Here is a 22,977-nt window from a genome sequence, read left to right as displayed (position 1 = left end):
CGCCACAGCTCTGGACAAGCGGCGCCGCCGAACGCCTGTGGAGGAGAACTCGGCTCGAGACGACGGAAGCGGCGTGCGGAAAAGGACCGTGCGCCCGAAACGGAAAAGTCCTCCCCCACACCGTTGTGGAGGAGGACTCGGCCCGAGGTTGCTGATTGCTCAGCAACCCTTTAACGAAAGGGGGCGGCACCCATTGGGGGGAACAGGTGCCGCCTCGGCAGCGCAAGGATTGGGGGGAATCACGAGCGCTGCAGGCCTCGAAACGAGTGTTCGGGCGGTAATCAGCATACGGCTTGTAGAAGGATGCGCAAGCATTTTCTGTCCTCATTTGTGCCGACATACAGAAATCTCTGCGCTTGCACACAGGAAGCCGTTTTCGAACATGCCGGAGAACGCCTTGCGACGCCCCGCGACGATGCGATTCCACGTGCGCTTCGAGCGGCCGGTAGTGTGCTGCGTGGGGCAGGCGACCCATCCGAAGAACACTCGCGAAGGAGCGACTGAAGAACCATGACCGTTCAGATCGATCACGCGCTCGAGGAGATCCGGCGATTCCGCCCGAGTCCCGAGTTCGCCGCCCAAGCCGTCGCCGACGAGCGCCTCTACGAGGACGCCGCGGCCGACCGGCTCGGATTCTGGGCCGACCAGGCCCGCGACCTGCTCACCTGGAGCACGCCGTTCACGCAGACCCTCGACTGGTCGAACCCGCCGTTCGCCAAGTGGTTCCACGACGGCGAGCTCAACGTCGCCTACAACTGCCTCGACCGTCACGTCGAGGCCGGTCTCGGCGACCGCGTCGCCCTCCACTTCGAGGGTGAGCCCGGCGACAGCCGCTCGATCACGTACGCCGAGCTCACCGCCGAGGTCAAGCGGGCGGCGAACGCCCTGATCGCGCTGGGCGTGCAGGCCGGCGACCGCGTCGCCATCTACCTGCCGATGATCCCCGAAGCCGTCATCGCGATGCTCGCCTGCGCTCGCATTGGCGCCGTGCACTCGGTCGTGTTCGGCGGTTTCTCGTCGAAGAGCCTGCAGTCCCGCATCGACGACGCCCAGGCCGAGGTCGTCATCACGGCCGACGGCGGCTATCGCAAGGGCAAGGCGTTCCCGCTGAAGCCCACCGTCGACGAGGCCATCGAGGCCGCTGAGACGACCGTGCGCTCGGTGCTCGTCGTCAACCGCACGGGCGGCGACGTCGCGTGGACCGAAGGGCGCGACGTCTGGTGGAGCGAGCAGCTCGCCGCCGTCGGTGCCGAGCACGCGGCGCAGGCATTCAACGCCGAGCACCCGCTCTTCATCCTCTACACCTCGGGCACCACCGGCAATCCCAAGGGCATCCTGCACACCTCGGGCGGCTACCTCACGCAGACCGCGTTCACCCACAAGAACGTGTTCGACCTGCACCCCGAGCGCGATGTGTACTGGTGCACGGCCGACGTCGGCTGGATCACCGGCCACTCCTACGTCGTCTACGGGCCCCTCGCGAACGGCGCCACGCAGGTGCTCTACGAGGGCACTCCCGACACGCCGCACGCGGGGCGCTGGTGGGAGATCATCGAGAAGTACAAGGTCTCGATCCTCTACACGGCACCGACTGCGATCCGCTCCTTCATGAAGCAGGGCCGCGACGTCGTGCGCGACTTCAACGTGCGATCGCTCCGCCTGCTCGGCTCGGTCGGCGAGCCGATCAACCCCGAGGCATGGATCTGGTACCGCCACGTCATCGGCGGCGGCTCGATCCCGGTGGTCGACACCTGGTGGCAGACCGAGACCGGGGCGATCATGATCTCGGCGCTGCCCGGCATCACCGACCTCAAGCCCGGCTCGGCGCAAGTCGCGATTCCCGGCATCTCGATCGACATCGTCGACGACGAGGGCACTCCGATCGAAGGAGAGGGCGGCGGCCTCCTCACGATCACCGAGCCGTGGCCGTCGATGCTGCGCGGCATCTGGGGCGACCCCGAGCGGTTCAAGGAGACGTACTGGGAGAAGTTCGGCGACAAGTACTTCGCCGGCGACGGCGCGCGCCGCGACGAAGACGGCGACATCTGGCTGCTCGGCCGGGTCGACGACGTCATGAACGTCTCGGGCCACCGGCTCTCGACCGCCGAGATCGAGTCCTCGCTCGTCGCCCACCCGTGGACGGCCGAGGCCGCGGTCGTCGGCGCCTCCGACGAGGCGACCGGCCAGGCCGTCGTCGCATTCGTGATCCTGAAGGCCAGCCAGGCCGACCAGGTGACCGACATCGCGGCGGCGAGCGACGAGCTGCGCAAGCACGTCGCCCAGCAGATCGGCGCGATCGCCCGACCCCGTCAGGTGTTCATCGTCAACGAGCTGCCGAAGACGCGCTCGGGCAAGATCATGCGCCGGCTCCTGCGCGACCTCGCAGAGGGCCGCGAGATCGGCGACACGACGACGCTGGCCGACACTTCGATCATGCAGGTCATCAGCGAACAGGTGAAGTAGGGCGCCACCAGCCCTGAGACGACGGATGCCGCGTCGGGATCGCTCCCGACGCGGCATCCGTCGTTCGTGGTGAAGTTCGACTAGGCGAACTCGACCACCAGTTCGAGCTCGACTGGCGAGTCGAGCGGCAGCACGGCGACGCCGACCGCGGAGCGGGCGTGGCGGCCCGCATCGCCGAAGATCTCGCCGAGCACCTCGGATGCGCCGTTGATGACGCCGGGCTGGCCCGAGAACGACGGGTCGGACGCCACGAAGCCGACGAGCTTCACGATGCGGGTGACCCGGTCGATCGAGCCGATCTCCGCCCGCACCGCTGCGAGGGCGTTGAGCACGCACGTGCGGGCATACGCCTTCGCGTCGTCGGCGGGCACGAGCCCGTGGCCGTCGCCGACCTTGCCGGTCGCGGGCAGCGTGCCCGCGGTGAAGGGCAGCTGACCCGAGGTGTAGACGTGGGTGCCGGTGACGACAGCAGGCACGTACGCGGCGACGGGCGGTGCGACGTCGGGCAGGACGATGCCGAGTTCGGCGAGTCGCGCCTCGAAGGCGGCCATCAGGCTTCGCCCTCGAACTGCTTGGCGGCCTGTGCGGCCGCCGCTGCGCCCGCGGATGCCGCGGCCGACGACTCGCCGCCGGTGCGGCGCTTCAGGTAGGCGACGAGCCCGCCCTCGGGGCCCTGCACGATCTGCACGAGCTCCCACCCTTCCGAGCCCCAGTTGTTCAGGATCGCGGCCGTGTTGTGGATCAGCAGCGGGGTGGTGATGTATTCCCAGGTCGTCATGGGTTCTCGTCTCTCTGTGGGTCGCTCAGTCGCGTCAAGTGGTTCACGCGTTGCGGCGAGGTCGAATGGGCGCGAGATCCACGAGGATCGGCGCGCCTGCGCCACGAAACGGCCGACGGCCTGCATAGCGGGATTTGTCAGCCTTCTCCGTTAAGCTCCACTATATGTCTGCCCAAAAACGTACGATGAGCGACGTCGGCGCCGGAATCCTCGGCTTCGTCGGCATGAGTGCTCTCGCCGGCGTGCTCGTCACGGCCGCCGTGACTCCGGCCCTCGCCGTCACCGGCATGGCCGCGAACAACAGCATCTCGATGTTCGAGAACCTGCCCGGGTACCTCGAGATCGACGACCTCGCGCAGAAGTCGACCGTGTACGCGACGGCACCCGATGGCTCCCCGTACCCGCTGGCGTCGTTCTACGACCAGAACCGTGAAGAAGTGCCGTGGGAGGCGATCTCTCAGTTCGTGAAAGACGCCGCGGTCGCCGGTGAGGACCCCCGGTTCTACGAGCACGGCGGCATCGATGTGCAGGGCACCGTGCGCGGTGCGCTCAACACCGTGTTGAAGGGCAACACGCAGGGTGGCTCGTCGATCACGCAGCAGTACGTCAAGAACGTACTGATCCAAGACGGCATCTCCGAGGCGACGACGCCCGAAGAAGAAGAGGCCGCCTACGAGGCCGCGACCGAGACGACGATCGATCGCAAGCTGAAAGAGATGCGATACGCGATCTCGATCGAGAAGAAGTACCCGAAAGACGACATCCTCCGCAGCTACCTGAACATCGCGCACTTCGGCGGACGGGTGTACGGCATCGAATCCGCTGCTCGGTACTACTTCAACGACACGTCCGCTGCCAACCTGACTGTGGAGCAGGCCGCGAGCCTCATCGCGATCGTCAACAACCCCGAGAAGTTCCGCCTCGATTACCCCGAGAACGAGAAGAACGGAGCGGCGACCGTCAACGACAAGGGCGAACCGGTGCCCTACGCCGCGAATAAAGAGCGACGCGACTACATCCTCACCGAGATGTTGAAGCTCAAGAAGATCACGCAAGAGCAGTACGACGTGGCGATCGCGACTCCCGTCGCCCCGGTGATCAAGGAACCGAGCACCGGTTGCCAGACCGCCGGCGGTTCGGCCTTCTTCTGCGATTACGTGACGTGGGTCATCAAAGACAAGTACGACGACCCGGCCACGCCCGACGTCAACGAGGGCGCCCGCCTGCTGCAGAAGGGCGGGCTCGACATCTACACGACGCTCGACCTCGAGCTGCAGAACGAGGCAGAGGCGACCATGCGTGAGAACGTGCCGTTCGCCGACCCGCGCTTCGACGTCGGCTCGGTCGCGGTGAGCATGGAAGTCGGCACCGGCAAGATCCTCGCGATGGCGCAGAACAAGAACTACACGCAGGATCCCGACGTCATCGCCGCGAGCGCCGGCGACTACAGCTCGATCAACTACAGCACCGACTACGAGCACGGTGGATCCCTCGGCTTCCAGCCCGGCTCGACGTTCAAGGTGTTCACGCTCGCGGAGTGGCTGAACGAAGGACACTCGCTCCGCGAGACGTTCAACGGTTCACGACGCAACTTCACGTCGTTCCCGGCTGCGTGCTACGGCGGCTGGAATGGCGCCTACGACCCGAAGAACGATGACGGCCGCGGCGCGAACAATGCGGTGGATGCCACGAAGTACTCCGTGAACACCGCCTTCGTCGCAATGGGGCAGCAACTCGATCTCTGCAAGATCAAAGACGCCGCGCAGGCGTTCGGTGTTCGTCGGGCCGACGGCCTCGACCTGGGCCAGAAGCCTGCCTATGACAAAGAGACGGGCGCTCCGCTCTTCAACGCCGATGGCACCCGCCAGGCGACGCCAGACGATGTCTTCGGCCCCAGCGCCATCCTCGGCACCGAAGAGGTCGCGCCGCTGAGCATGGTGGCCGCCTTCGCCGGAGTCGCCAACAACGGTGCGACGTGTTCCCCCATCGCGATCGCGCGCATCGTCGACAGCAAGGGCGCCGACAAAGAAGTTCCCAAGACGGAGTGCCCGCAGTCGGTCACCCCCGAGGTCGCTCACGCGATGGCGTACGCCATGGAGCAGACGTTCAGCGGCACGGCGAGCGCGTCGGGCACCGGCACGGGTGTGCCGCACATCGGCAAGACCGGCACCACCGACGAGAACAAGGACACCTGGATGAACGGCGCATCAACCCGCGTCGCGACAGCAGTCTGGGTCGGCAGCGTCACGGGCACGGCGAATCAGCGCCAACTCGACGACTGGGACAGCGGCCCCGTCGCCACTGCGCGTCACCGCATGTGGAAGCAGATCATGACGGTCGCCGACAACAAGTACGGCGGCGACGAGTTCCCCGAGCCCGACCAGAGCGCGTTCAAGCAAGTGCTCGCCGACATCCCCCAGGTCGCCGGGCTCAGCCTCGACGCCGCGAAGCAGGCGATCGAAGCGGCCGGATTCGTCTTCGAAGACGGCGGACCTCAGGACTCCAACCTGCCGGCGGGCACGGTGACCGGAACCGACCCTTCGGGTCAGGCCGGCAAGGGCTCCACCATCCGGGTCTTCACGAGCAACGGATCGATGGTCGGCGTGCCGAACGTCGTCGGCATGACCGGCGATCAGGCCGATGCCGCGCTCAAACAGGCCGGTTTCAGAGTGCAGCGTCAGAACGAGAACACGACCGACCCGACCAAGGTCAACGTCGTCATCTCGCAGAACCCCGCCGGGGGCGGCGCAGCCAAGCCGGGTGATCAGGTCACGATCAGCGTTGGCAAGCTCGCCGCGGGCGGCAATGCGCCCGCCGACGACTAGTCGGCGAACGGTGACGAAGCCTCGCACTTCGCCGGTTGCGGCGATCGCCATCGCGATCGCCGCCGCCGGTGCCGCGGCATTCGCGTGGGGCAGCCTCGTCGAGCGCACACGCTGGACGCTCAGGCAGGCCGAGGTGCCTGTGCTCCCGCCGGGGTCGGCGCCGATCCGCGTGCTCCATCTCTCCGACCTGCACATGGCGCCGTGGCAGCGCGACAAGCAGCAGTGGGTCCGGAGTCTCGCCGGCCTGAAGCCCGACCTGATCGTCGACACCGGCGACAACCTCGGCCACGAGCGCGGCATCGAGGGCATTCGGCATGCACTCGAACCCTTCCGCGGGGTGCCCGGGGTGTTCGTCAACGGGTCGAACGACTACTTCGGACCGGTGGTGAAGAATCCGCTCGCGTACTTCACCGGTCCGTCCCGATACGGTCCACGGGCGAAGCCGCTCGACATCGCCGAGCTGCACGCCTTCTTCGATGAGCTCGGCTGGCATGACCTCGACAACACCGCCGCCGCCCTCGACATCCGGGGTACGCACTTCGAGTTCTTCGGCGTCGACGACCCCCATAAGGGCTACGACAGACTCGACCTGATCACCGCCGCGATCGACGAACTGCGCGCCGACGACCCGCTCGGCGACGAGACCTGGCCCGACGCGGCATCCGAAGCTCGACCGACGGTGACCGTCGGCGTGACGCACGCGCCGTACCAACGGGTGCTGAACTCGTTCGTGAACCATGGAGCGCAACTCCTGCTCGCCGGGCACACGCACGGCGGCCAGGTCTGCGTACCCGGGTTCGGTGCCCTCGTCACCAACTGCGACATCCCCCGCGATCAGGTCAAGGGTCTCAGCGTCTGGCATCACGGATTCCGTGCCGCCTTCCTCAACGTCTCTGCCGGGCTCGGCACCTCGATCTACGCCCCTGTGCGGTTCGCGTGCCCGCCCGAAGCGACGCTGTTGACGCTCGTGCCCACCGAATAGACACCGAACAGGGCGTCGCACGTTGGTCGGGCGACGCGCATTTATCGGCTATTCTTGTTGAGGCCCGCAAGGGCCGACCCGGGGTGTGGCGCAGCTTGGTAGCGCGCGTCGTTCGGGACGACGAGGTCGCAGGTTCAAATCCTGTCACCCCGACCGGGTCAGAACCCCCTCCTCACGGAGGGGGTTCTTGCATTTCGCCTACGGGCGACCGAGACCGCGGTACTCCCAACCGGCGGCTCGCCAGACCGAGGGGTCGAGCACGTTGCGCCCGTCGATGATGCGCCGGCTCGCGACGAGTCGGCCGACGTCGGCCGGGTCGAGCGAGCGGTACTCGCGCCACTCGGTGACGAGCACGACGAGTTCGGCTCCGGCGAGCGCGTCACGTGCAGCCGTGGCGTATTCGAGCTGCGGATGCCGCTCGCGCGCGTTCTCGACACCCTGCGGGTCGGTCGCGACGACGTCGGCGCCGAGCCCTTTCAGCAGCACCGCGACGTCGAGCGCCGGCGAGTCGCGCACATCGTCGGACTCGGGCTTGAATGTGACGCCGAGCACGGCGATCTTCTTGCGGTGCACCGAGCCGCCGAGCGCCGCCACCGCGAGGTCGACGACGCGCTGGCGCTGGCGCAGGTTGATCGTGTCGACCTCTTTGAGAAAGGCGACGGCGTCGCCGCGACCCAGCTCTTCGGCGCGTGCCGTGAACGCGCGGATGTCCTTCGGCAGGCAGCCACCGCCGAACCCGACGCCGGCATTGAGAAAACGACGCCCGATTCGCACGTCGTGCCCGATCGCGTCGGCGAGGGCCGTGACATCCGCTCCGGTCACGTCGGCGATCTCGGACATGGCGTTGATGAAGCTGATCTTGGTCGCGAGGAACGCGTTCGCTGCCGCCTTCACGAGCTCGGAGGTCGCGTAGTCCGTGACGATGCGCGGCGTGCCTGCCTCGATCGCGGCTCGGTAGACGTGGTCGAGCACGGATGCCGCACGCCCGTCGTCATCAGCGGAGACGCCGTAGACCAGCCGGTCGGGTTCGAGGGTGTCTTTCACCGCGAACCCCTCCCGCAGGAACTCCGGGTTCCACGCAAGGCTCGCTTGCGGTGCTGCTGCAGCGAGCAGCGCCGCGAGACGAGCGGCCGTGCCGACAGGCACGGTGCTCTTGCCGACGATGAGCGAGCCTTCGGCGAGATGCGGCAGCAGGCCCCTGAACGCGGCATCCACGTACGAGATGTCGGCTGCGGATGTGTCGGCGGCCTGTGGCGTGCCGACGGCGACGAAGTGCACCTCGGCGCCCGCGGCATCCGCGATGTCGGTGCTGAAGCGCAAGCGGCCGCTCGCGGTTGCCGATTTCAGGATCTCGGGCAGGCCCGGCTCGTAGAACGGTGGTCGACCGGCCTGCAACGCGGCGATCTTGCGCGCGTCGACGTCGATGCCGATGACGTCGTGGCCGAGCTCGGCCATGGCCGAAGCATGCACCGCACCGAGGTAGCCGCAGCCGATGACCGAGATGCGCATTGGACGCCCTTCATTCGGGGTGGATTCTCATTCTCTCGTACGACCTCACGCCGGCACACTCCCGCAACCTTTGGATCGCGTCGCCCTAAGATGGCCGGGATGGAGTCGGACGACGAGCAGATGACGGATGCCGCGAGGCCGTCGACCGAGCCGAGAAGTCAGCCGCACGATCGTCTGCGCCGCACCGCGCGGGTGCTGTTGGTGCCGTACGTGGTACTGCTGGCACTCATCGTCTTCTCCCCGGCGCAGGACGCCGCCCGGGTCACGGGGTTCGTCTGGTGGGCCGCCGACCTGCTCGCGTCGTGGGGCGTGCCACGGCGCCCCGCCGCAGTCGTCCTCGAGTTCGTGGCGAACATCGCGTTATTCATTCCGCTCGGCATGCTGGTGAGACTGGCATTCGACCGAGTGCGGTCGTGGTGGATCGTCGTTGCCGGGTTCCTCGCCAGTGCGTTCATCGAACTCGTGCAGCTCGCGATCCCCTCCCGGGTGGCCACCGCGTCCGACGTCATCGCCAACACGCTCGGCGTCGCAGTCGGTGTCGCCATCGTGTTCGCGATCGCCGGCGGCACTCGGTCACACGACGTCTCCCGTCGATGCGCCCGATGAGCGGCGGGATCGTCCGCTCAGCACTCGCAGCGCCCACTCCAGTGGTCCGCGGCCGACGAACCTGCGCCACAGCCACGCGAACAACATCGACCCGACGATGAGCCCCACGAGCAGGCCCCACGAGTCATCGGTCGGCATGCCTGTCGCGGGGTCGGTGCGGATGGCCAGCGCGATGACGACGAGGTGCACGGTATACACGCTGAGGGGCATCGAACCCATCGCCGTGACCGGCGATGCGACCGCGGTGGCGGCCCGTCGAACGCCTGTCGATGCGAGGCCCGTCAACCAGAGCAGCACGGCGAGCACCGCTGCTCCGACGCCCACGTTGGCGACCGTCTCGAGGGCAGCGCGCAGCGGGACCGACCACGTGGCATCCGGCAGTGACTGCGGCGAGGGCAGTATCGCCGCGAGCGGCAGCAGAAGAGCGGCGGACGCCGCTCCGAACAGTCCCGTGAGGCCGACGGTTCGAGGGGAGCCGAGATCCAGGCGAGCGAGTGCGAGCCCGATGAGCATCACCGGCACCCAGATGATCACCGGGTAGGCGCCGCCGACGAACCAGTCGGCGATGATGCCGAACGGTGTCGCACGAACCTCGGCGACGAACGCGGTGCGGGTCGCGATCTCGGCGATCGCCGGCATGACTGCGAGCAGGCCGACTCCGACGCCGAGCGCGACTCTCGGCGGCAGGAACAGGAGCGGCAGCATGAGGAGGAACGCGACACCGTAGACGTCGAGGATGATGAACACGAGCGGGTGCAGCGTCAGCGCGATGGTGACGCCCAACACGATCAGCGCGATCGCACGGATCGCGATCTGCCTCCGCAGCACCCCGCGGGCCGGCCCGGCTTCGTCGATCGGGTGAATGCCGCCCGACATGAAGCCGAGGCCGACACCGGCAGTGAGGGCGAACAGGAGGCGGGGCCGTTCATCGGCGATCGCCAGCAGCGCCGCGCCTGTCGGATCGGCGACGACGGGCGCCACATGGGCGACGAACATGCCGATCAGCGCGAGCCCACGCGCCGTGTCGACGCCGATGACGCGCGCCGAGGTCGTCGTCAACGCCATCGGTGGCGACTCGCTCCAGCGGCAGCACTGAGACCCGGACCAGCCGATCCGGGTCTCGACGGCGCGATCGATGTGCCGCGAGGCTGCTGCTCAACGATGCGCCGCAGCAGGTTCAGGCCTGATTTCTGGCGCGCCGCACGGTGTTGAGCACGACGATGAGCGCCGCGCCGAGCAGCAATGCGCCGCCGGCGATCCAGAGCCACAGCATCGGTACGTCGTAGCCGGTCGTGGCGATGCCGGTGCTGGTCGCCGAGTCGGCGGGCACGACGGTCAGGGTTCCGGTGGCGACATACTGCCCGGCCGTCGCGGTGATCGTGTAGGTGCCGGGTGCGTTCGCCGAGACGTTGTACGAGACGGTGCCGGACGCATCCGTCGGCTTGGATGCGCTGGCCGCCTTGAGCACCGCCAAGGTGACGGCGTCGGGCGCAGTGGCCGTCGACGGCGTGCTGGCCGGTAGCCCGCTGAACGTCATGGTGCCGACTTCGCCGACGGTGAGCGTCAGGCTGGTGCCCTGGCCGGTGTAGCCCGCCGCCTGAGCCGCGGTCGGTGCTGCGACGAGCGCGATGGCCGCGATGGCCACCGTCGCCAAGATCTTTCGGATCATGATTGCGTTACCCCCAGTATTGCTTCATGAACCCTGCGGGAGGCTGGCTCGGATTTCCCCCAGAGGTGCCACCTCCCCAAAGGTGACACCCAATCACCATAGGGCAGATTCACAGGTCAGCGCGACCCTGGAGGTTTCGAGCGTGTAAACGAGTGGTGTGGACTCGATGACCGCCTGCTTCTCGCCTGCTCCCCCGCCGAGGAATCCAAAGCGATATTCGGCGCTTTCCCCGGGCCCGAGTTCGGCGACGATCTTGCTGAGCGTGTAGCCCGCGTCAGAGGTGGGGTGGTAGGCCGTCGGCTCGCCATTGAGCATGACGCCAAGGTTGTAGGTGCCCTGTGCGCTGTAGACGTGCACCGACGTCGCGATCGCACCCGGCGGTGTGCCGAACTGACCGCCGCCCGTGACGTACGCGGGCAGGCTCGTCGCGGCATCGGCGGGCGCAGTGTTCGTCAACCGCACCACGATCTCGTAGTTCGGCAGGCCGTCGTTGCGGCAGGTGACCGAGCCTGCGGCGAGCTCGACGGCGAGGTATGGGTCCATCTTCGAACCGGTCATGTCGTTGAGGTAGACGCCGAACGTCTGCCGGTCGGCATCGCTCACGGGCAGCCCACCCGCGAGCGTGGTGTCGGCGAGGATCGCCTGCTCGGCGACATCGGCGTTCCAGACCAGGATGCGACGCTCGGCGCCCGCTTGGGCGAGCGCCTCGATGAGCACCTTCGGCTCGATGCCTCCCGCGGTGAGGGCGGCGAACGCAGCTGCGGCAGCATCCGCGAAGATCGCATCCTGCGCCCCGGCAGGATATCGCTCGTAGACGTCGCGCAGCAGGAACTGCACCGCGTTCTCGCTCGTGAGCACCTCGCCCGTGGCGAGGGTCACGGGACCTGTGGCACGAAGCAGGTAGCTCAGCATGACGGGATCGACGGCGACGACGGACTGCACCTCGGTGCCGAACTCCCGCTTCCACATCTCGCGGGCGATCGTTGCAGCGAGCGGGAACTGCGGCGTGAAGTTGACGTCCTGGATGTAGCTGGCCGTGTTGTCGCCCCAGAGTGCGCGCGTCTCGATGGGCAGTTGCACGACCGGCGGCGTGTACTTCGGAAAGTCGCGTGAGCTGGCCTGCTGAGTCATGGAGACCGCGCCGCCTTCGGCATGCACCACCGCGAGCGCTCCGGAAATGCCGCCGGTCGAGCGCAATTCGGCGTTGTTCTGGAACAGCAGCAACGTGTCGCGTGGCCCTGTCGCGCCGAGCATGGCGGGCAGCAGACGCGCTGCACGATCGAGGCCCGCCACCGCCGCGCCGGCATCGACGACCATTGACGTGAGTTCGTCGCGTGCTTCCGCGAGTGGGGCGATGATCGGTGCGTTCGCGACGGCGTGAGCCTCGAGTGCCGTCGAGGCACCATCGAAGGCGACCCGGGCGTCGTGGATGGCGGGCTGCATGTCGAGCATGGGCTGCAGGTTCACGGCGCCCCCGGTCGGTGCGAATGCCGCGAGGTCCATCGTGCCCGCGCCGGTCGCGAGCGGCACGACGGCATCGCGGGCGATGAGATCGACGGATGCCGCGACGACCCGCATCACCTCGAGGTTCGGCCCGACGAACGGCACGAGTTCGGCGCCGCGCCAGATCGGGTCGCTCGTCAGTGCGGCGGCGGATGCCGCGTGGCCGGCCAACGCTTCGGCCGAAGCCTGCCCAGCCGCAGCGTCGCCGCCGACGACCTGAGCCTGGGCGGTCTTCGCGAGCGGTACGGCTGCCTCGAGCTCCCCCTTCGCGATGAGCGCCCGGATGCCGACCCACGCGACCGCGAAGAGGAGCAGCGCGCCGGCTCCGATCGCGGACCAGACGATGATGCGCCGACGACGCTTGGCACGACGGGTCTTGCTCGATCGATGATGCTGACGGGAGCGCCCCGACCCTGAAGCGGATCGCGAACTCGAACCGTGCGAACGACCGGAACCGGACTGTTGCGAACGATGATGAGTCGATGACGAGGCCGACGCACGCGGCTCTCGCGAATGGCTCGATTCACTGCGTCGATCGGATGCCCCATCCCCATGGTTCCGACTCGACGACTCCCAACCCCCGGAAGACGGCGTCACGATCAGTAGCGTAGCCCGTGGGTGGTGATGCACGGTCCCGATATCGGGATCCGAATCCATGGCGACGCTCCGCGGCGAGTGGTGCACCCCGTTTCAGGGAGGCCCTACGGTGTTAGCGTGCGGACTTGGTTGCGAAATGCCGTTCTGTCGCTCGAGCGAGTGGCCGAGTCGGTCGTCATCCGTTTCACGCGGGCGAAATCGGGCCGGAGTCGGGTTGCAGGGCACGTTCTGGTCGCCGGGCCAGGCAACGGCAGCGTCGGTGACGAGGCGATGTACCTCGCGTTCGCGCGAAACGTCGCAGGACCGGTGACCGTCGTTGCTCGGCGGCGATCCGACCTTCTCGTTCTTGACACCGACATCGAATACGTCTTCCTCCCCAACCTGCTGTACGGGTCACCCATTCGACGCCTTCCGCAACTGCTCGTATTTCTGAGGCTGGCACGGTCTGCTGCCAGCGTCTCGTTCATCGGCGCCGACACCATGGACGGCGTCTACAGCAATGCCAGTTCGGTGCGCCGGTTCCGCACCGCTCGCCAAGCCGCCGGTGTCGGAACATCGGCTCGCATCCTCGGGTTCAGCTGGAACCGGAGCCCGACCAAGCACGCGTTGCGTGAGATGCGGCGAACTTCGCCGCACGTGGACTACCTGCTCCGCGATCGAGCGTCGTTCGAGCGGATCGTGGCCGATGGAGCGGTGCGTGCCGTGAACGTGGCGGATCTCGCATTCCTCACCGTCCCGAACTCCGGTGAAACCGATCTCGAGCAGTGGATCGCCGCGGAACGAAGATCAGGGCGAGTCGTCGTTCTTATGAACGCCAATCCGTATCTGGAGCGTTGGTTCCCCGATCAGTTCCGCGCGTATCTCGATGTGCTCTCGAACGGGCTCGCAGCGGGTGTGTCATTCGCGCTCATTCCGCATGACACGTCGGGCGTCACCAACGACCTGACGTACGAGGAGCGACTGTTTCTTCAGACGGGGCCTTCGCCACATCTCTTCCGCCAACCTTCGCTGCTCGCGCCGGCCGAAATCGTTCGCGCGGCTGCGCTCGCCGATGTCGCGGTCACCGGTCGCATGCACTTCGCGATCCTCTGTTCGGTTGCTCGCACCCCGGCTCTCTCCTTGTCCTATCAAGACAAGGTTTCGGGCCTCTACGCCCTCATCGGCATCGACTACTGGATCAACCCGGGAGGCAGTCTCGTCGACGATCTCGGGAGCCGCTTGACGGAGTTGATCGCCGATACCTCTGCTCGCGCCACGCTGGATCGGAACGTTCCGCATGCCATCGAGCTCGCACGGCTCAACATTCCTCAACTGCGCTCGACGTAGCGCCTGAGATGTCGACCGCTTCGGATGACCCGCCGCGCATCACCTCGGAGTTGCGGCCAGCACACCATCGCGATGGTCAGGAACACCCCGTACACACCGAGGCCACCGGCGAGCAGGACCCAATCGGCGAATGACGATTCAACCGCCGTCACGAGGCCGAATGCCGCAAGCGCCGGCGCTCCGTAGCCGGCCAGAGCGACGGAACCGTTCTTGAACAGCGCCGCTGCCGGCGCTGCAGCGAGCCGACCGTAGATGTAGATGCCCACGGGCCACATCACCACGTTGACGACCGCGAACCCGATTGCGACTCCCACGATGCCGGCGGCCGAACCCACCAGGACGGCGACGATGAGCAGTGGCGTGCTGATCAACGCCACGTACAACGACACTCTCGTGAATCCCTTCGAGAGGCCGACCCAGAACGTCGCGTACCCCGCTATACGGACTGCCGCGGCCACCGCGAGGATCTGGACCACCGGTATGCTCGCCGCCCACGCCGGCCCGAGCACCAGGCTCACGAGTGGTGCGGCGAGCGCCGCCGCGATGAGGAATGCGGGCATGAGCGTGTGCACGAGGATCGATTGACCGAGCAGGAGGAATGAGCGGAAACGCTCCTGCTCGCCCTGAAGTCTCGACAACACCGGTACGGCGACCTTCGATGCCGGCGCCTGGATCTGGTTGAGCGGCGCCATGACCAACTGGAACGCGCGGTCGTAATAGCCGAGCGGCTGCGCGCCGAGTCGCACGCCGATCACGACCGAGTCCGCGTTCCGACCGAGATAGGCGATCATCTGGGCGCCGAGGAGATTCATCCCGTATTTGAGGAGCGGCATCAGTCCGGTGGTCCTTCGTGGAAGACCCGGCCACCATCGGCCGATGGCGATGACGGACACCGCCCCGACCGCGGCGATCGTGACCTGTTGTGCGACCAACGCCCAGTACGCCCATCCGAGATACGCCGTGGTGATGGCGACGCCCAATCCGAGCAAGGGGGTCACGGCATCGATGACGGCGAGTGCAGTGAACTTCAGAGAACGCGCAAGACCTGCTCGATGCTGCGTGGCCAGGCCGTTCAGCACGAAGATGACCGCAAGCGCTCTGGTCACGGCGACGAGACGCTCGTCGCCGTACAGTCCCGCGATCAGTGGCGCTGCCGCTGCAGTCGCGACCGCCAGCAGGGCCCCGATCCCGAGATTGATCCAGAAGAGGGAATCGCGTTGCTGCCGCGACAGGTGCGGAGTCTGGATGGCAGCGTTGGAGAGCCCGAAATCGCGAACGAGTTCCCCGAAGCCGATGACGGCTGCAACCATCACGACGAGACCGAAATCTTCTGGCAGCAGCAGCCGAGCGAGGATCGCGATGCCGGCGAGTTGGACGATCAAGCGTGTGATCTGTCCGGCCAACGTCACAACGGCCCCTTTGGCGGCAAGCGAAGCGAGCGGCTCGGCCATCAGGTATCCCGTCGGTCGAGCGCCCGCAGGTAGGCGTCGCGATGCCGCTGCCCGACGACCGACCAGTCGCGCGACGAGAGATCGGGGGCCCGGCCGCGCTCGCTCGACCGTATCGCCCGGAGCGCTGACTCGATGTCGCTGCGTTCCAGCACGCCGTCGAAGAGTTCGATCCACCCCGCTCCCACTTCTTCGGCCAACATCTCGTTCGCGCGCGTTCTCGGGGCGAGCACCGGTCGGGCGAGCGAGAGCGCGACGAGGATCGCGCCGGAGTTGTGCATCTCGGTGTACGGAAGGACGACCAGTTCTGCCCGGCGGACCTCCTCAGCGAGCTCGCTGTCGGGGACGAACTCGAGCTTCAATGAGATGGCCGCCGTCTCTGCGCAGAGGTCTCGGATCCGAGCACCATATTCGGCGGTGTAGGGCCGGCCGACGAGTCGCAGGCTCGCCGAAGGCTCGTGAAGCAGTTGGAACGCGGAGATCAGCGTCTCGACGCCCTTGTACGGGCGCAGAAGCCCGAATTGCAGTATGCGGCCCGCGACCGGTGGGTGATCTTCACCGGAGTACACCTCTCGATAATGACCGTGAGGAATATCGATGGAGCTTGCGCCTGGAGCAACCTCCGTCGTGGGATTCAGACGTATCCACAACATCGTGCGCTCGTCGATCATGGCGATGAGTCGGTGCTCGCGTGCCGAACCGCTCTCGTGCGGCTCTCTGTTGTGCGCGGTGCGAACGATCGGCGTGCGCGTCCATCGAAGCCGAGCGAGCAGCACTCGGAGAGCGGTGCGCTTGGCGAACTGGCCGACTCGGCTGCGATGACGTACGAGATACTCGGGCCAATGCACGTGCAACACGTCATAGCGCCCGAAGATCGCTCGAGGCCATGAGAATGTCAGCACGTGCACATCGGGCGGAGCGCTACCGAGCATATGGTCGACGTACCTGGTCGTCCCGTCGGGAGCCGCCAGCGTATGCAGAACTCGGATCACGTGCGCGTCCCAGTGAGCCGTGACATCCGGACGCTCACCCCCTCGATCTCGTGCTGTGCGGTCGACAGGGCTGATCTGGTCGCCTCCTCGAGCTCCAGGAGTCTGCTCGCGTCGAGTCGATCCACGAGTTTCGCCGGGTCGACGCTTCCGGTACTCACCCACGATGCACCGATCACATCGAAATGCCGCGTGATCTTGTCACCCGCCGACTCGCACCATCCGAGAGGCACAGCCGACTCGGTCATGCCCATCACCAGCGCGTGAAGCCGGTCGGAGAGCACGAGACGCGATCTTCGATACAACGCTCGGACGGCGAGTTCCTGCTCCCAATGATTCTCCGTCGCCCACGAGTGCAGGGGCGATCCGAGGCGGGTGGCCAGCACCTCGGCCGCAGACTGGTCTCTGGCGACCTGCACGACAACGACGACGGCGAGATCCAGTCGTTCGGCGAGCGACCGTACCGCCTCCACCCAGCGGTCTCCAGGCGGCTCTCGATCCCCTCGAAGTGAGACCGTCAGGAGGTCGCGCGTCGCCGTGGACTCCTCAGGGGAGCGCCCCCTCGACGCGAATGCCCAGTCGGGCATCGTGCCTCCACGGCCCATCAGTCGGACAGACGTCGCATCGCGCCAGAGCAGGAGATCGCTCCACCGAGCGAGGAGTGAGAACGGCCAGGTGAAACCTGGGCGTGTTCGTCGCACACCCGCGCCGAGCCAGACGATGTGGCCACCCCGAAGCTTGAGCAGGAGGATCAGGGGCAGGAGCGCCGCAACACCGGCGACATAGCGTCGAGTGGGCACGAATTCACCCGCGTTGAAGGCGAAGACGCCATTGCCTGTCGCGGCCGTGCGGGCGAACTCCGCGCACCACTTGGCGTAGCTCGAGGCGACCTCGTCGGATCCGAGGCGCAAGCCGGCGGCGTATCCCGACTCTGGTGCGCCGACCCATGCGGAGAGACGGCCCAAGACGCGCAGGCGGTCGGCATAGACCCGGCGGAGCATGGAGTCGCCGACGTTGTCGCTCTGCCCGCTCAGCCACACATGCACGATGCGCTGTCGACCCCCATCCGAGGTCGCCTCCTGCGTCGGCGCGTCGAGTTCGTTGGTCACCATCGCACACCTCCGGCCCGGGGCGGCGAGCGGCGAGCACGGCCGCCGGAGTCGCTTGGCGTCGGGACCGAGGCGGCCGCGACCGCGATGATGCTCGTCCACGCCACGCAGAAGTACAGCTCGGTCTGGCTGCTGTAGAAGATGGTCGCCGCGAAGAACCCCGTCAGGAAACAGAGCATCACCCACTCGCGGTTGCGATACAAGCGCAGGAACGCCCATGCCACGAGCACGAGATATGCAACTGATACCCACAAGGGGAACTCGAGGACGATCGAACCGAGGCTCGAATGCATCGGCGCGGTGCCCTCCAACAACTTCTCATACCCGGGTGGATCGGTCATCGCGAATTGGCCGACGTCGATATCGCTTCGAGAGAGAACGCCCGCGAACCCACCCGGCGTGATGCCGAAGAGCATGTTTCCGACCGTATCGATTTTCAGCTGCGCGGCGTACTGGAGGAGGAGTAGGTGAGCGGTGGTGGACGCGTTCGTGAACTCGCCCGACCCGAAGAACCGATCGAACGAGCGGAAGAGACCTGCGGCCTGCGCGGCAAGCACGAGCGGCGTGAGGACGGTGCCGGCGAGCGTGAGGTGAGCGAAATAGACCTCCAACGGAGTCCGCGCTTCAGCACGCACCTTTCGGTACTCCACGAGGAATGCGAGCACGTACACCGGCGCGAACACGAACGGCAGCCGAGAGATCGTCAGGAAGGCCACGATCAGGAACACCAGCGAGACCAGCAGCCGAGCACGCCCCGGAAGGAAGCGAAGCGCCGCGAATGCGAGAAAGCTGGCGTAGACGGACGCATGCGATTTGTCGTCGAATCCGAGTCGGCGACGATCAGTTCCACCGGACAGGTCGAGACCGAGTTGGAGTAGGAGGTAGACGAGCGCGAACGGGATCGCCCAGCGGAACCCCTGTGCGACGGCAGCGCCCGCGTCATAGGTTCGGCATGCGCGATAGATCCCCAGCAGCCAGAGCGCCGCGAGGCCGTAGTACGCGCTGAACTCGGGAGCGAGCCGGTAGCCGTACTCGTTCGAGACGAGCACGGCGGCGAGCAGCACTCCCGCGAAACCGAGCAGCAGGAACATGACGTCGCGAGCACGCAGAAGACGGGGCAGCGAGGCGAAGAGCACGACGACCGCAACGATCTGCGCCACATTCGACAGAGCGAATCGCCCCCCGATCTTGTAGCTGAGCAGAGCACCGACGATCGCGATGACGACGGACACCGTGACACCGGTGGCCGCTCGACGCGATGGTGCCGCCGCGGTCGGCATCAGAGGAACAGTGACCGCGGCACTGGTCGCGACCCGGCTCACAGTGCCCCCAAGTCGCGAAGACCGGCCGCCTCAGGTGACCGATCGACCGCCGTGCTCCGAGATCCGATGCCCGGCCGCAAGTAGGCGCGCACGAGGAGCCTGGCCAGCGCGAGCGGATGCCGCCGGAACAACGGCCGATGCCGTCGCAGGATTCTGCGGAGGCTCGCGGATCGCAACTTCGTGCTGCCTTCCGAGATGCTGTCGTCCAAGCGGTACAGGGTGGCCGCGATCACCGGGACATGTCGGAACGTGACTCCGCCTCGCTCGAGCAGGCTCAGGCACAGGTCCCAGTCCTGGAAGCGACGAAGCGCGGGGTCGAACGCTCCGTCACGCAGCAGTACGGATGGGATGAGCAGTGTCTGCGTCGATGCCACGCTCCGGTACAGCAGCTCACGCTCTGGTCGTTCGATCGCCGATCGGGGCACGACCATCTGCGAGCCGTCACGGAAACGGACGCTGTGCGAGACGAATGCCACGAGATCGGACCGGCCGCGTACATGCGGCAGCAGACGCTCGATGAAGTCGGGATGCCATTCGTCGTCACTGTCCTGGAACGCGATGAACTCGCCACCGGCAGCCTCGATTCCGCGGTTCCGAGCGGCCGCAGCGCCCGCATGCGCGGTCTCGATGACCTTGATCCGTGGGTCGGCCGACGCGCGATGTCGCAGATATTCGACCGAGCCGTCCGTGGAACCGTCGTCGACCACGATGAGCTCCAGAACCGCCGCAGTCTGCTCGAGCACACTGTCCATCGCGCGTGCGAGAACGTGGAGCCGGTTGTACGTCGGCATGATCACGCTCACCACGTCAGGCATGCGCACCGACTGCCACCGCACGAAGACGCCCAGCACCCCGGCTCATCGCGTTGACGACCACCGACACGCCGAACCGGCTCCAGATGGCGGCCACCACGAGCACGTCGACGACAACGCTGCGCGATCGCAGGTGCCGAAGGTAGAACAGCGCCATGCTGCGGTGGAACTGGTAGTTCAGCGGAACACGCCGTGGCCCGCTCGAGCTGCCACCCTTGAGGTGATGTGCGATGACGCTTCCGTCGTAGACCACTCGCCAACCGGTGTTCCGAAACCTCACGCACCAATCGAGATCTTCGGCGTACATCCAATAGCGCTCATCGAGCGGGCCGACCTCGGCCAGCGCCTCCCTCCTCACCAACATGAATGCGCCATTGACGGCATCGACGTCCGCAACCGTGTCATCGGTGATATCCGGACGGACATAGGCGGAGCCGGTCCGACCGAGTGCGCGAAGCAGAAAGTAGTGGGCTGCGGTCGACAGGGTCGGGATGCTCCGCTTCGCCGCATGGTCAGGCGAGCCGTCGGCAGTCAGGAGGCGGCAACCGATCATGCCGACATCCGTTTCTCGTTCGAGCACCTCGATGAGGTGATCGATGGTGCCGGGCTCCACGCGAGTATCGGGATTGAGCAGCAGCACATAGGCCGCGGCCGACTCACGAAGCACGACGTTGTTCGCCACCGCGAACCCGTCGTTTCCCGATCGGCGTGTCAGCAACACGTTGGGGAACTCGCGCTCGACCATCGCAGGTGTGTCGTCCGGCGAATTGTTGTCGACCACCGACACGCGAATGGGGATGCGTGGCTTCGCGGACTCGAGCGAGTCCAGGCATTCGCGAACGAGGTCGCTCCTGCCGTACGTGACGATGACGACATCGAGATCCACGATCCGCTCCGCACTGCCTCCATCGATGTCGTTCATATCGCGCTCCGTCCGGGGAGGATCACGGCGCGGAACGTCCGCACCAGAATGGTCAGGTCGCCCGTGATCGACCAGTTCTCGACGTAATAGAGGTCGAGGCGAACGCTCTCCTCCCACGAGAGGGTCGAACGGCCGCTCACCTGCCAGAGTCCGGTCATTCCCGGCTGCACGAACAGCCGACGGCCGGCAGCGTGGTCGTACAGTTCGACCTCGGCGCTGCGCTGCGGACGCGGACCCACGAGACTCATGCTGCCGTGGAGCACGTTGAACAGTTGCGGCAGCTCGTCGAGCGAGTACTTGCGGAGCACGCTGCCGATGGACGTGACCCGCGGGTCGTTCTGCACCTTGAACAGCGGTTTCGTGTCGGTGCCGTCGCGAGCGAGCAACGCGGCGAGGTGCGCGTCGGCTCCGTCGCTCATCGAGCGGAACTTCAGCATCGTGAACGGCCGGCCCTTGAGCCCGACGCGAACCTGACGATAGAAGACGGGGCCGGGTGACGTGGCCTTGACGCAGATGGCGAGCACCGCCAGGAGCGGCGAGAGCATCACCACGATGGCGAACGAGATGATGAGGTCGAAGATCCGCTTCGCCACGAGTTTTCGACCCTCGAACCTCGGGGTCTCCACGTGCATGAGCGGCAGTCCCGCAACGGGCCTCGTGTGAATGCGCGGGCCGCCGATGTCGATGAGGCTCGGCGCCACGACGAGGTGCTCAGCGCCGGGGATCAATCCCCAGCTCAATCGACGTACTTGATCGGGTCCGAGCTCATCGGCACTCGTGATCACGACGGTGTCGGCGCCGAAGTCGCGCATCACGGCGAGCGCGTGTTCGACTCCGTACTCGACGGGGATGCGTGTGCCCGGCAGGTGATCGCCACCACTGCCGGGCACGCACGCCCCGGCGACGCGGTAGCCGGCCTCCGGCATCCTGGCGAACTCGCGGGCGATCACGGTCACGGATGCTTCGGAACCCACGAGGAGCACGCGGGATGAATACTCCCCCCGTCGGCGCATGACCCCGAGCCATTGCCGCCACATCCACCGCGAGAAGACCAGCACGAGAACGCCGAGGGGGAATGCGATCAGGATGTAGCCGCGACCGATGTCGATCTTGAACAGGAAGGCCACGATGGCGACGAGCCCGAACAGTCGCACCGCGGAGTCGGCGACCGCCCGGTACTCCTGGGTTCCGAGGCCGAGTACGCGCGGCGAGCGCGTGTCGAAGAGTTCGAGCGCGATCATCCACGCCGCGACGATGACGAACGAGACGATCGTGTAACTGACGGCGATATCGCCGCGCGACCCGCTGAAGCCTCTCGCGGTGCGGTCGAGGCCGACCCACCCGATCTGGGTGCCGAAGACGACCCAGAGCAGCACGAGCAGGTCGGTGAGGCGCACGCGCGACGCGAGCTTCGACGACCACGCCGACGTCGTCATCGTGGCAGCAGCATAGAACCGGCCCATCACCATGAGCCGGCCCCCGTCTGGGCGTGCGCGCGCTGTTGCCCGATTCCTGAATCGTTACGAGCCACCGCGACCGCCCGACACCGATGGAGCAGCGAGCGCGGTCACGACAGCATCGACGGCATCGTCGATCAGTCGGCCGGCCTCGTCGTAGACCGCGTGGGAAGCGCGGTACGGATCGAGGATGTCGTCGTCGTTCGGGTCGGACGGCGGTGGCGCAAGGCCTCGGGATCGGCTGGCGGCATCCGCGGCCCGCTGCATGCGGGATCCGGCGCCGGTGCCGAGCGTCTCTGGAGCTTCGAGCGCGTCATCGCTCGCGAGGAAGTGAAGCACTCTCGCGAACTCGCGCAGGGTGTAGGTGCGACGGGCAGCGCGCGGCACGAGCTCTGCGACCTCGGCACGCTGGGCGCGAGTCGCGGTGAGCACGAGGTCGGCCTCGAGCGCGAGCTGCTCGGTCAGTTGACGCGCGACATGATCACCCGGGTCGACACCGTATCGGCGCGAGAGGTCGGCAGCTTGAGGCGTCATCGGGCTGCCGGCGAGCGCGCGGGTTCCCGCGCTCGAGACGCGCACATCGTCGAAGCCTGCGGCATCGAGCCGCGCGGCGAGCAGTTGCTCGGCCACGGGAGAACGGCACACGTTCCCGGTGCACAC

General features: G+C 66.8%; 20 protein-coding genes and 1 tRNA gene. 7 read left to right on the top strand and 14 right to left on the bottom strand.

What is annotated here, in order from left to right:
- The first annotated feature begins 510 nt into the window (after nucleotides 1-510).
- Nucleotides 511-2,463, top strand: coding sequence for an acetate--CoA ligase (gene acs / locus H521_RS0116010; RefSeq protein ID WP_022894031.1), 1,953 nt, complete (start codon nucleotides 511-513; stop codon nucleotides 2,461-2,463).
- 80 nt (nucleotides 2,464-2,543) lie between these two features.
- On the opposite strand, the gene H521_RS0116005 is transcribed toward acs, so the two are convergent.
- Entirely contained in the window at nucleotides 2,544-3,014 is a 471-nt protein-coding gene (locus H521_RS0116005) for a RidA family protein (protein WP_022894030.1), read from the bottom strand.
- The gene (sp36, locus tag H521_RS0116000; RefSeq protein ID WP_022894029.1) at nucleotides 3,014-3,241 is read right to left on the bottom strand and encodes a Sp36 family protein; all 228 of its coding nucleotides are present in this window, start codon (nucleotides 3,239-3,241) and stop codon (nucleotides 3,014-3,016) included. Before sp36 ends, H521_RS0116005 begins: the two co-directional genes overlap by 1 nt.
- Before the next feature lie 185 nt (nucleotides 3,242-3,426).
- Between sp36 and H521_RS23835 the strand changes: the two genes are divergently transcribed.
- The 3 genes from H521_RS23835 (at nucleotide 3,427) to H521_RS0115985 (ending at nucleotide 7,201) form a co-directional block, all read left to right on the top strand.
- Nucleotides 3,427-6,066, top strand: coding sequence for a transglycosylase domain-containing protein (locus tag H521_RS23835; protein WP_022894028.1), 2,640 nt, complete (start codon nucleotides 3,427-3,429; stop codon nucleotides 6,064-6,066).
- Between the two features lie 10 nt (nucleotides 6,067-6,076).
- On the top strand, nucleotides 6,077-7,048 hold the full coding sequence (locus tag H521_RS0115990) for a metallophosphoesterase (protein WP_022894027.1): 972 nt from the start codon (nucleotides 6,077-6,079) through the stop codon (nucleotides 7,046-7,048).
- 79 nt (nucleotides 7,049-7,127) lie between these two features.
- Nucleotides 7,128-7,201, top strand: a tRNA-Pro gene (locus H521_RS0115985).
- A 45-nt stretch (nucleotides 7,202-7,246) separates the two neighbouring features.
- Here the strand turns inward: H521_RS0115985 and H521_RS0115980 are convergent.
- A complete protein-coding gene (locus H521_RS0115980) occupies nucleotides 7,247-8,557 on the bottom strand; it encodes a UDP-glucose dehydrogenase family protein (RefSeq protein WP_022894026.1) in 1,311 nt (436 codons plus the stop codon).
- 99 nt (nucleotides 8,558-8,656) lie between these two features.
- Here H521_RS0115980 and H521_RS23830 point away from each other — a divergent pair, with 99 nt between their 5' ends.
- Nucleotides 8,657-9,163 (top strand): VanZ family protein, encoded by a 507-nt coding sequence (locus H521_RS23830; RefSeq protein WP_022894025.1) that lies wholly within the window; start codon nucleotides 8,657-8,659, stop codon nucleotides 9,161-9,163.
- Here H521_RS23830 and H521_RS0115970 read toward each other — a convergent pair.
- The 3 genes from H521_RS0115970 to H521_RS23825 all read right to left on the bottom strand — a co-directional run bounded on the left by H521_RS0115970 (nucleotide 9,131) and on the right by H521_RS23825 (nucleotide 12,506).
- Complete coding sequence (locus H521_RS0115970) at nucleotides 9,131-10,228, bottom strand: heparan-alpha-glucosaminide N-acetyltransferase domain-containing protein (protein ID WP_022894024.1); 1,098 nt, start codon at nucleotides 10,226-10,228, stop codon at nucleotides 9,131-9,133. The two genes, H521_RS23830 and H521_RS0115970, sit on opposite strands and share 33 nt — an antisense overlap.
- Before the next feature lie 112 nt (nucleotides 10,229-10,340).
- Nucleotides 10,341-10,832: a hypothetical protein gene (locus tag H521_RS0115965; protein ID WP_022894023.1), complete on the bottom strand. Its 492-nt coding sequence runs from the start codon at nucleotides 10,830-10,832 to the stop codon at nucleotides 10,341-10,343.
- 93 nt (nucleotides 10,833-10,925) lie between these two features.
- On the bottom strand, nucleotides 10,926-12,506 hold the full coding sequence (locus H521_RS23825) for a DUF4012 domain-containing protein (RefSeq protein ID WP_169514007.1): 1,581 nt from the start codon (nucleotides 12,504-12,506) through the stop codon (nucleotides 10,926-10,928).
- Here H521_RS23825 and H521_RS26120 point away from each other — a divergent pair.
- Complete coding sequence (locus tag H521_RS26120) at nucleotides 12,495-12,752, top strand: hypothetical protein (RefSeq protein ID WP_169514006.1); 258 nt, start codon at nucleotides 12,495-12,497, stop codon at nucleotides 12,750-12,752. The genes H521_RS23825 and H521_RS26120 overlap by 12 nt on opposite strands.
- 207 nt (nucleotides 12,753-12,959) lie before the next feature.
- On the top strand, nucleotides 12,960-14,258 hold the full coding sequence (locus H521_RS0115955; RefSeq protein ID WP_084512498.1) for a polysaccharide pyruvyl transferase family protein: 1,299 nt from the start codon (nucleotides 12,960-12,962) through the stop codon (nucleotides 14,256-14,258).
- Here H521_RS0115955 and H521_RS23820 read toward each other — a convergent pair.
- The 8 genes from H521_RS23820 to H521_RS0115915 form a co-directional block, all read right to left on the bottom strand.
- The gene (locus tag H521_RS23820; RefSeq protein ID WP_022894020.1) at nucleotides 14,240-15,709 is read right to left on the bottom strand and encodes a lipopolysaccharide biosynthesis protein; all 1,470 of its coding nucleotides are present in this window, start codon (nucleotides 15,707-15,709) and stop codon (nucleotides 14,240-14,242) included. The genes H521_RS0115955 and H521_RS23820 overlap by 19 nt on opposite strands.
- The gene (locus H521_RS0115945) at nucleotides 15,709-16,377 is read right to left on the bottom strand and encodes a glycosyltransferase (RefSeq protein WP_169514003.1); all 669 of its coding nucleotides are present in this window, start codon (nucleotides 16,375-16,377) and stop codon (nucleotides 15,709-15,711) included. Before H521_RS0115945 ends, H521_RS23820 begins: the two co-directional genes overlap by 1 nt.
- Nucleotides 16,378-16,694: 317 nt before the next feature.
- The gene (locus tag H521_RS0115940) at nucleotides 16,695-17,807 is read right to left on the bottom strand and encodes a hypothetical protein (RefSeq protein WP_022894018.1); all 1,113 of its coding nucleotides are present in this window, start codon (nucleotides 17,805-17,807) and stop codon (nucleotides 16,695-16,697) included.
- On the bottom strand, nucleotides 17,801-19,084 hold the full coding sequence (locus H521_RS0115935) for a hypothetical protein (protein ID WP_022894017.1): 1,284 nt from the start codon (nucleotides 19,082-19,084) through the stop codon (nucleotides 17,801-17,803). Before H521_RS0115935 ends, H521_RS0115940 begins: the two co-directional genes overlap by 7 nt.
- A gap of 38 nt (nucleotides 19,085-19,122) precedes the next feature.
- On the bottom strand, nucleotides 19,123-19,941 hold the full coding sequence (locus H521_RS23815; protein WP_156891499.1) for a glycosyltransferase family 2 protein: 819 nt from the start codon (nucleotides 19,939-19,941) through the stop codon (nucleotides 19,123-19,125).
- Nucleotides 19,934-20,860, bottom strand: coding sequence for a glycosyltransferase family 2 protein (locus H521_RS23810; RefSeq protein ID WP_022894015.1), 927 nt, complete (start codon nucleotides 20,858-20,860; stop codon nucleotides 19,934-19,936). Before H521_RS23810 ends, H521_RS23815 begins: the two co-directional genes overlap by 8 nt.
- Complete coding sequence (locus H521_RS23805) at nucleotides 20,857-22,296, bottom strand: sugar transferase (RefSeq protein WP_245561007.1); 1,440 nt, start codon at nucleotides 22,294-22,296, stop codon at nucleotides 20,857-20,859. The genes H521_RS23810 and H521_RS23805 overlap by 4 nt, the downstream gene beginning before the upstream one ends.
- An 84-nt stretch (nucleotides 22,297-22,380) precedes the next feature.
- The gene (locus H521_RS0115915; RefSeq protein WP_281167455.1) at nucleotides 22,381-22,977 is read right to left on the bottom strand and encodes an arsenate reductase/protein-tyrosine-phosphatase family protein; all 597 of its coding nucleotides are present in this window, start codon (nucleotides 22,975-22,977) and stop codon (nucleotides 22,381-22,383) included.

Origin of the sequence: Agromyces subbeticus DSM 16689 (assembly GCF_000421565.1) — a bacterium.
In the GTDB taxonomy this organism is placed as follows: domain Bacteria; phylum Actinomycetota; class Actinomycetes; order Actinomycetales; family Microbacteriaceae; genus Agromyces; species Agromyces subbeticus.
The sequence above is the reverse complement of the archived record's forward strand: the minus strand, read 5'-3'. Positions and strand labels throughout refer to the sequence as shown.

Bases quoted from the DNA above. Each gene is read 5' to 3' on its own strand.
- acs (WP_022894031.1), top strand. From the start codon at position 511: ATGACCGTTCAGATCGATCACGCGCTCGAGGAGATCCGGCGATTCCGC.
- H521_RS0116005 (WP_022894030.1), bottom strand. From the start codon at position 3,014: ATGGCCGCCTTCGAGGCGCGACTCGCCGAACTCGGCATCGTCCTGCCC.
- sp36 (WP_022894029.1), bottom strand. From the start codon at position 3,241: ATGACGACCTGGGAATACATCACCACCCCGCTGCTGATCCACAACACG.
- H521_RS23835 (WP_022894028.1), top strand. From the start codon at position 3,427: ATGAGCGACGTCGGCGCCGGAATCCTCGGCTTCGTCGGCATGAGTGCT.
- H521_RS0115980 (WP_022894026.1), bottom strand. From the start codon at position 8,557: ATGCGCATCTCGGTCATCGGCTGCGGCTACCTCGGTGCGGTGCATGCT.
- H521_RS23830 (WP_022894025.1), top strand. From the start codon at position 8,657: ATGGAGTCGGACGACGAGCAGATGACGGATGCCGCGAGGCCGTCGACC.
- H521_RS0115970 (WP_022894024.1), bottom strand. From the start codon at position 10,228: ATGGCGTTGACGACGACCTCGGCGCGCGTCATCGGCGTCGACACGGCG.
- H521_RS0115965 (WP_022894023.1), bottom strand. From the start codon at position 10,832: ATGATCCGAAAGATCTTGGCGACGGTGGCCATCGCGGCCATCGCGCTC.
- H521_RS0115955 (WP_084512498.1), top strand. From the start codon at position 12,960: ATGCACGGTCCCGATATCGGGATCCGAATCCATGGCGACGCTCCGCGG.
- H521_RS23820 (WP_022894020.1), bottom strand. From the start codon at position 15,709: ATGGCCGAGCCGCTCGCTTCGCTTGCCGCCAAAGGGGCCGTTGTGACG.
- H521_RS0115945 (WP_169514003.1), bottom strand. From the start codon at position 16,377: ATGATCGACGAGCGCACGATGTTGTGGATACGTCTGAATCCCACGACG.
- H521_RS0115940 (WP_022894018.1), bottom strand. From the start codon at position 17,807: ATGGTGACCAACGAACTCGACGCGCCGACGCAGGAGGCGACCTCGGAT.
- H521_RS0115935 (WP_022894017.1), bottom strand. From the start codon at position 19,084: ATGCCGACCGCGGCGGCACCATCGCGTCGAGCGGCCACCGGTGTCACG.
- H521_RS23815 (WP_156891499.1), bottom strand. From the start codon at position 19,941: ATGCCTGACGTGGTGAGCGTGATCATGCCGACGTACAACCGGCTCCAC.
- H521_RS23810 (WP_022894015.1), bottom strand. From the start codon at position 20,860: ATGAACGACATCGATGGAGGCAGTGCGGAGCGGATCGTGGATCTCGAT.
- H521_RS23805 (WP_245561007.1), bottom strand. From the start codon at position 22,296: ATGACGACGTCGGCGTGGTCGTCGAAGCTCGCGTCGCGCGTGCGCCTC.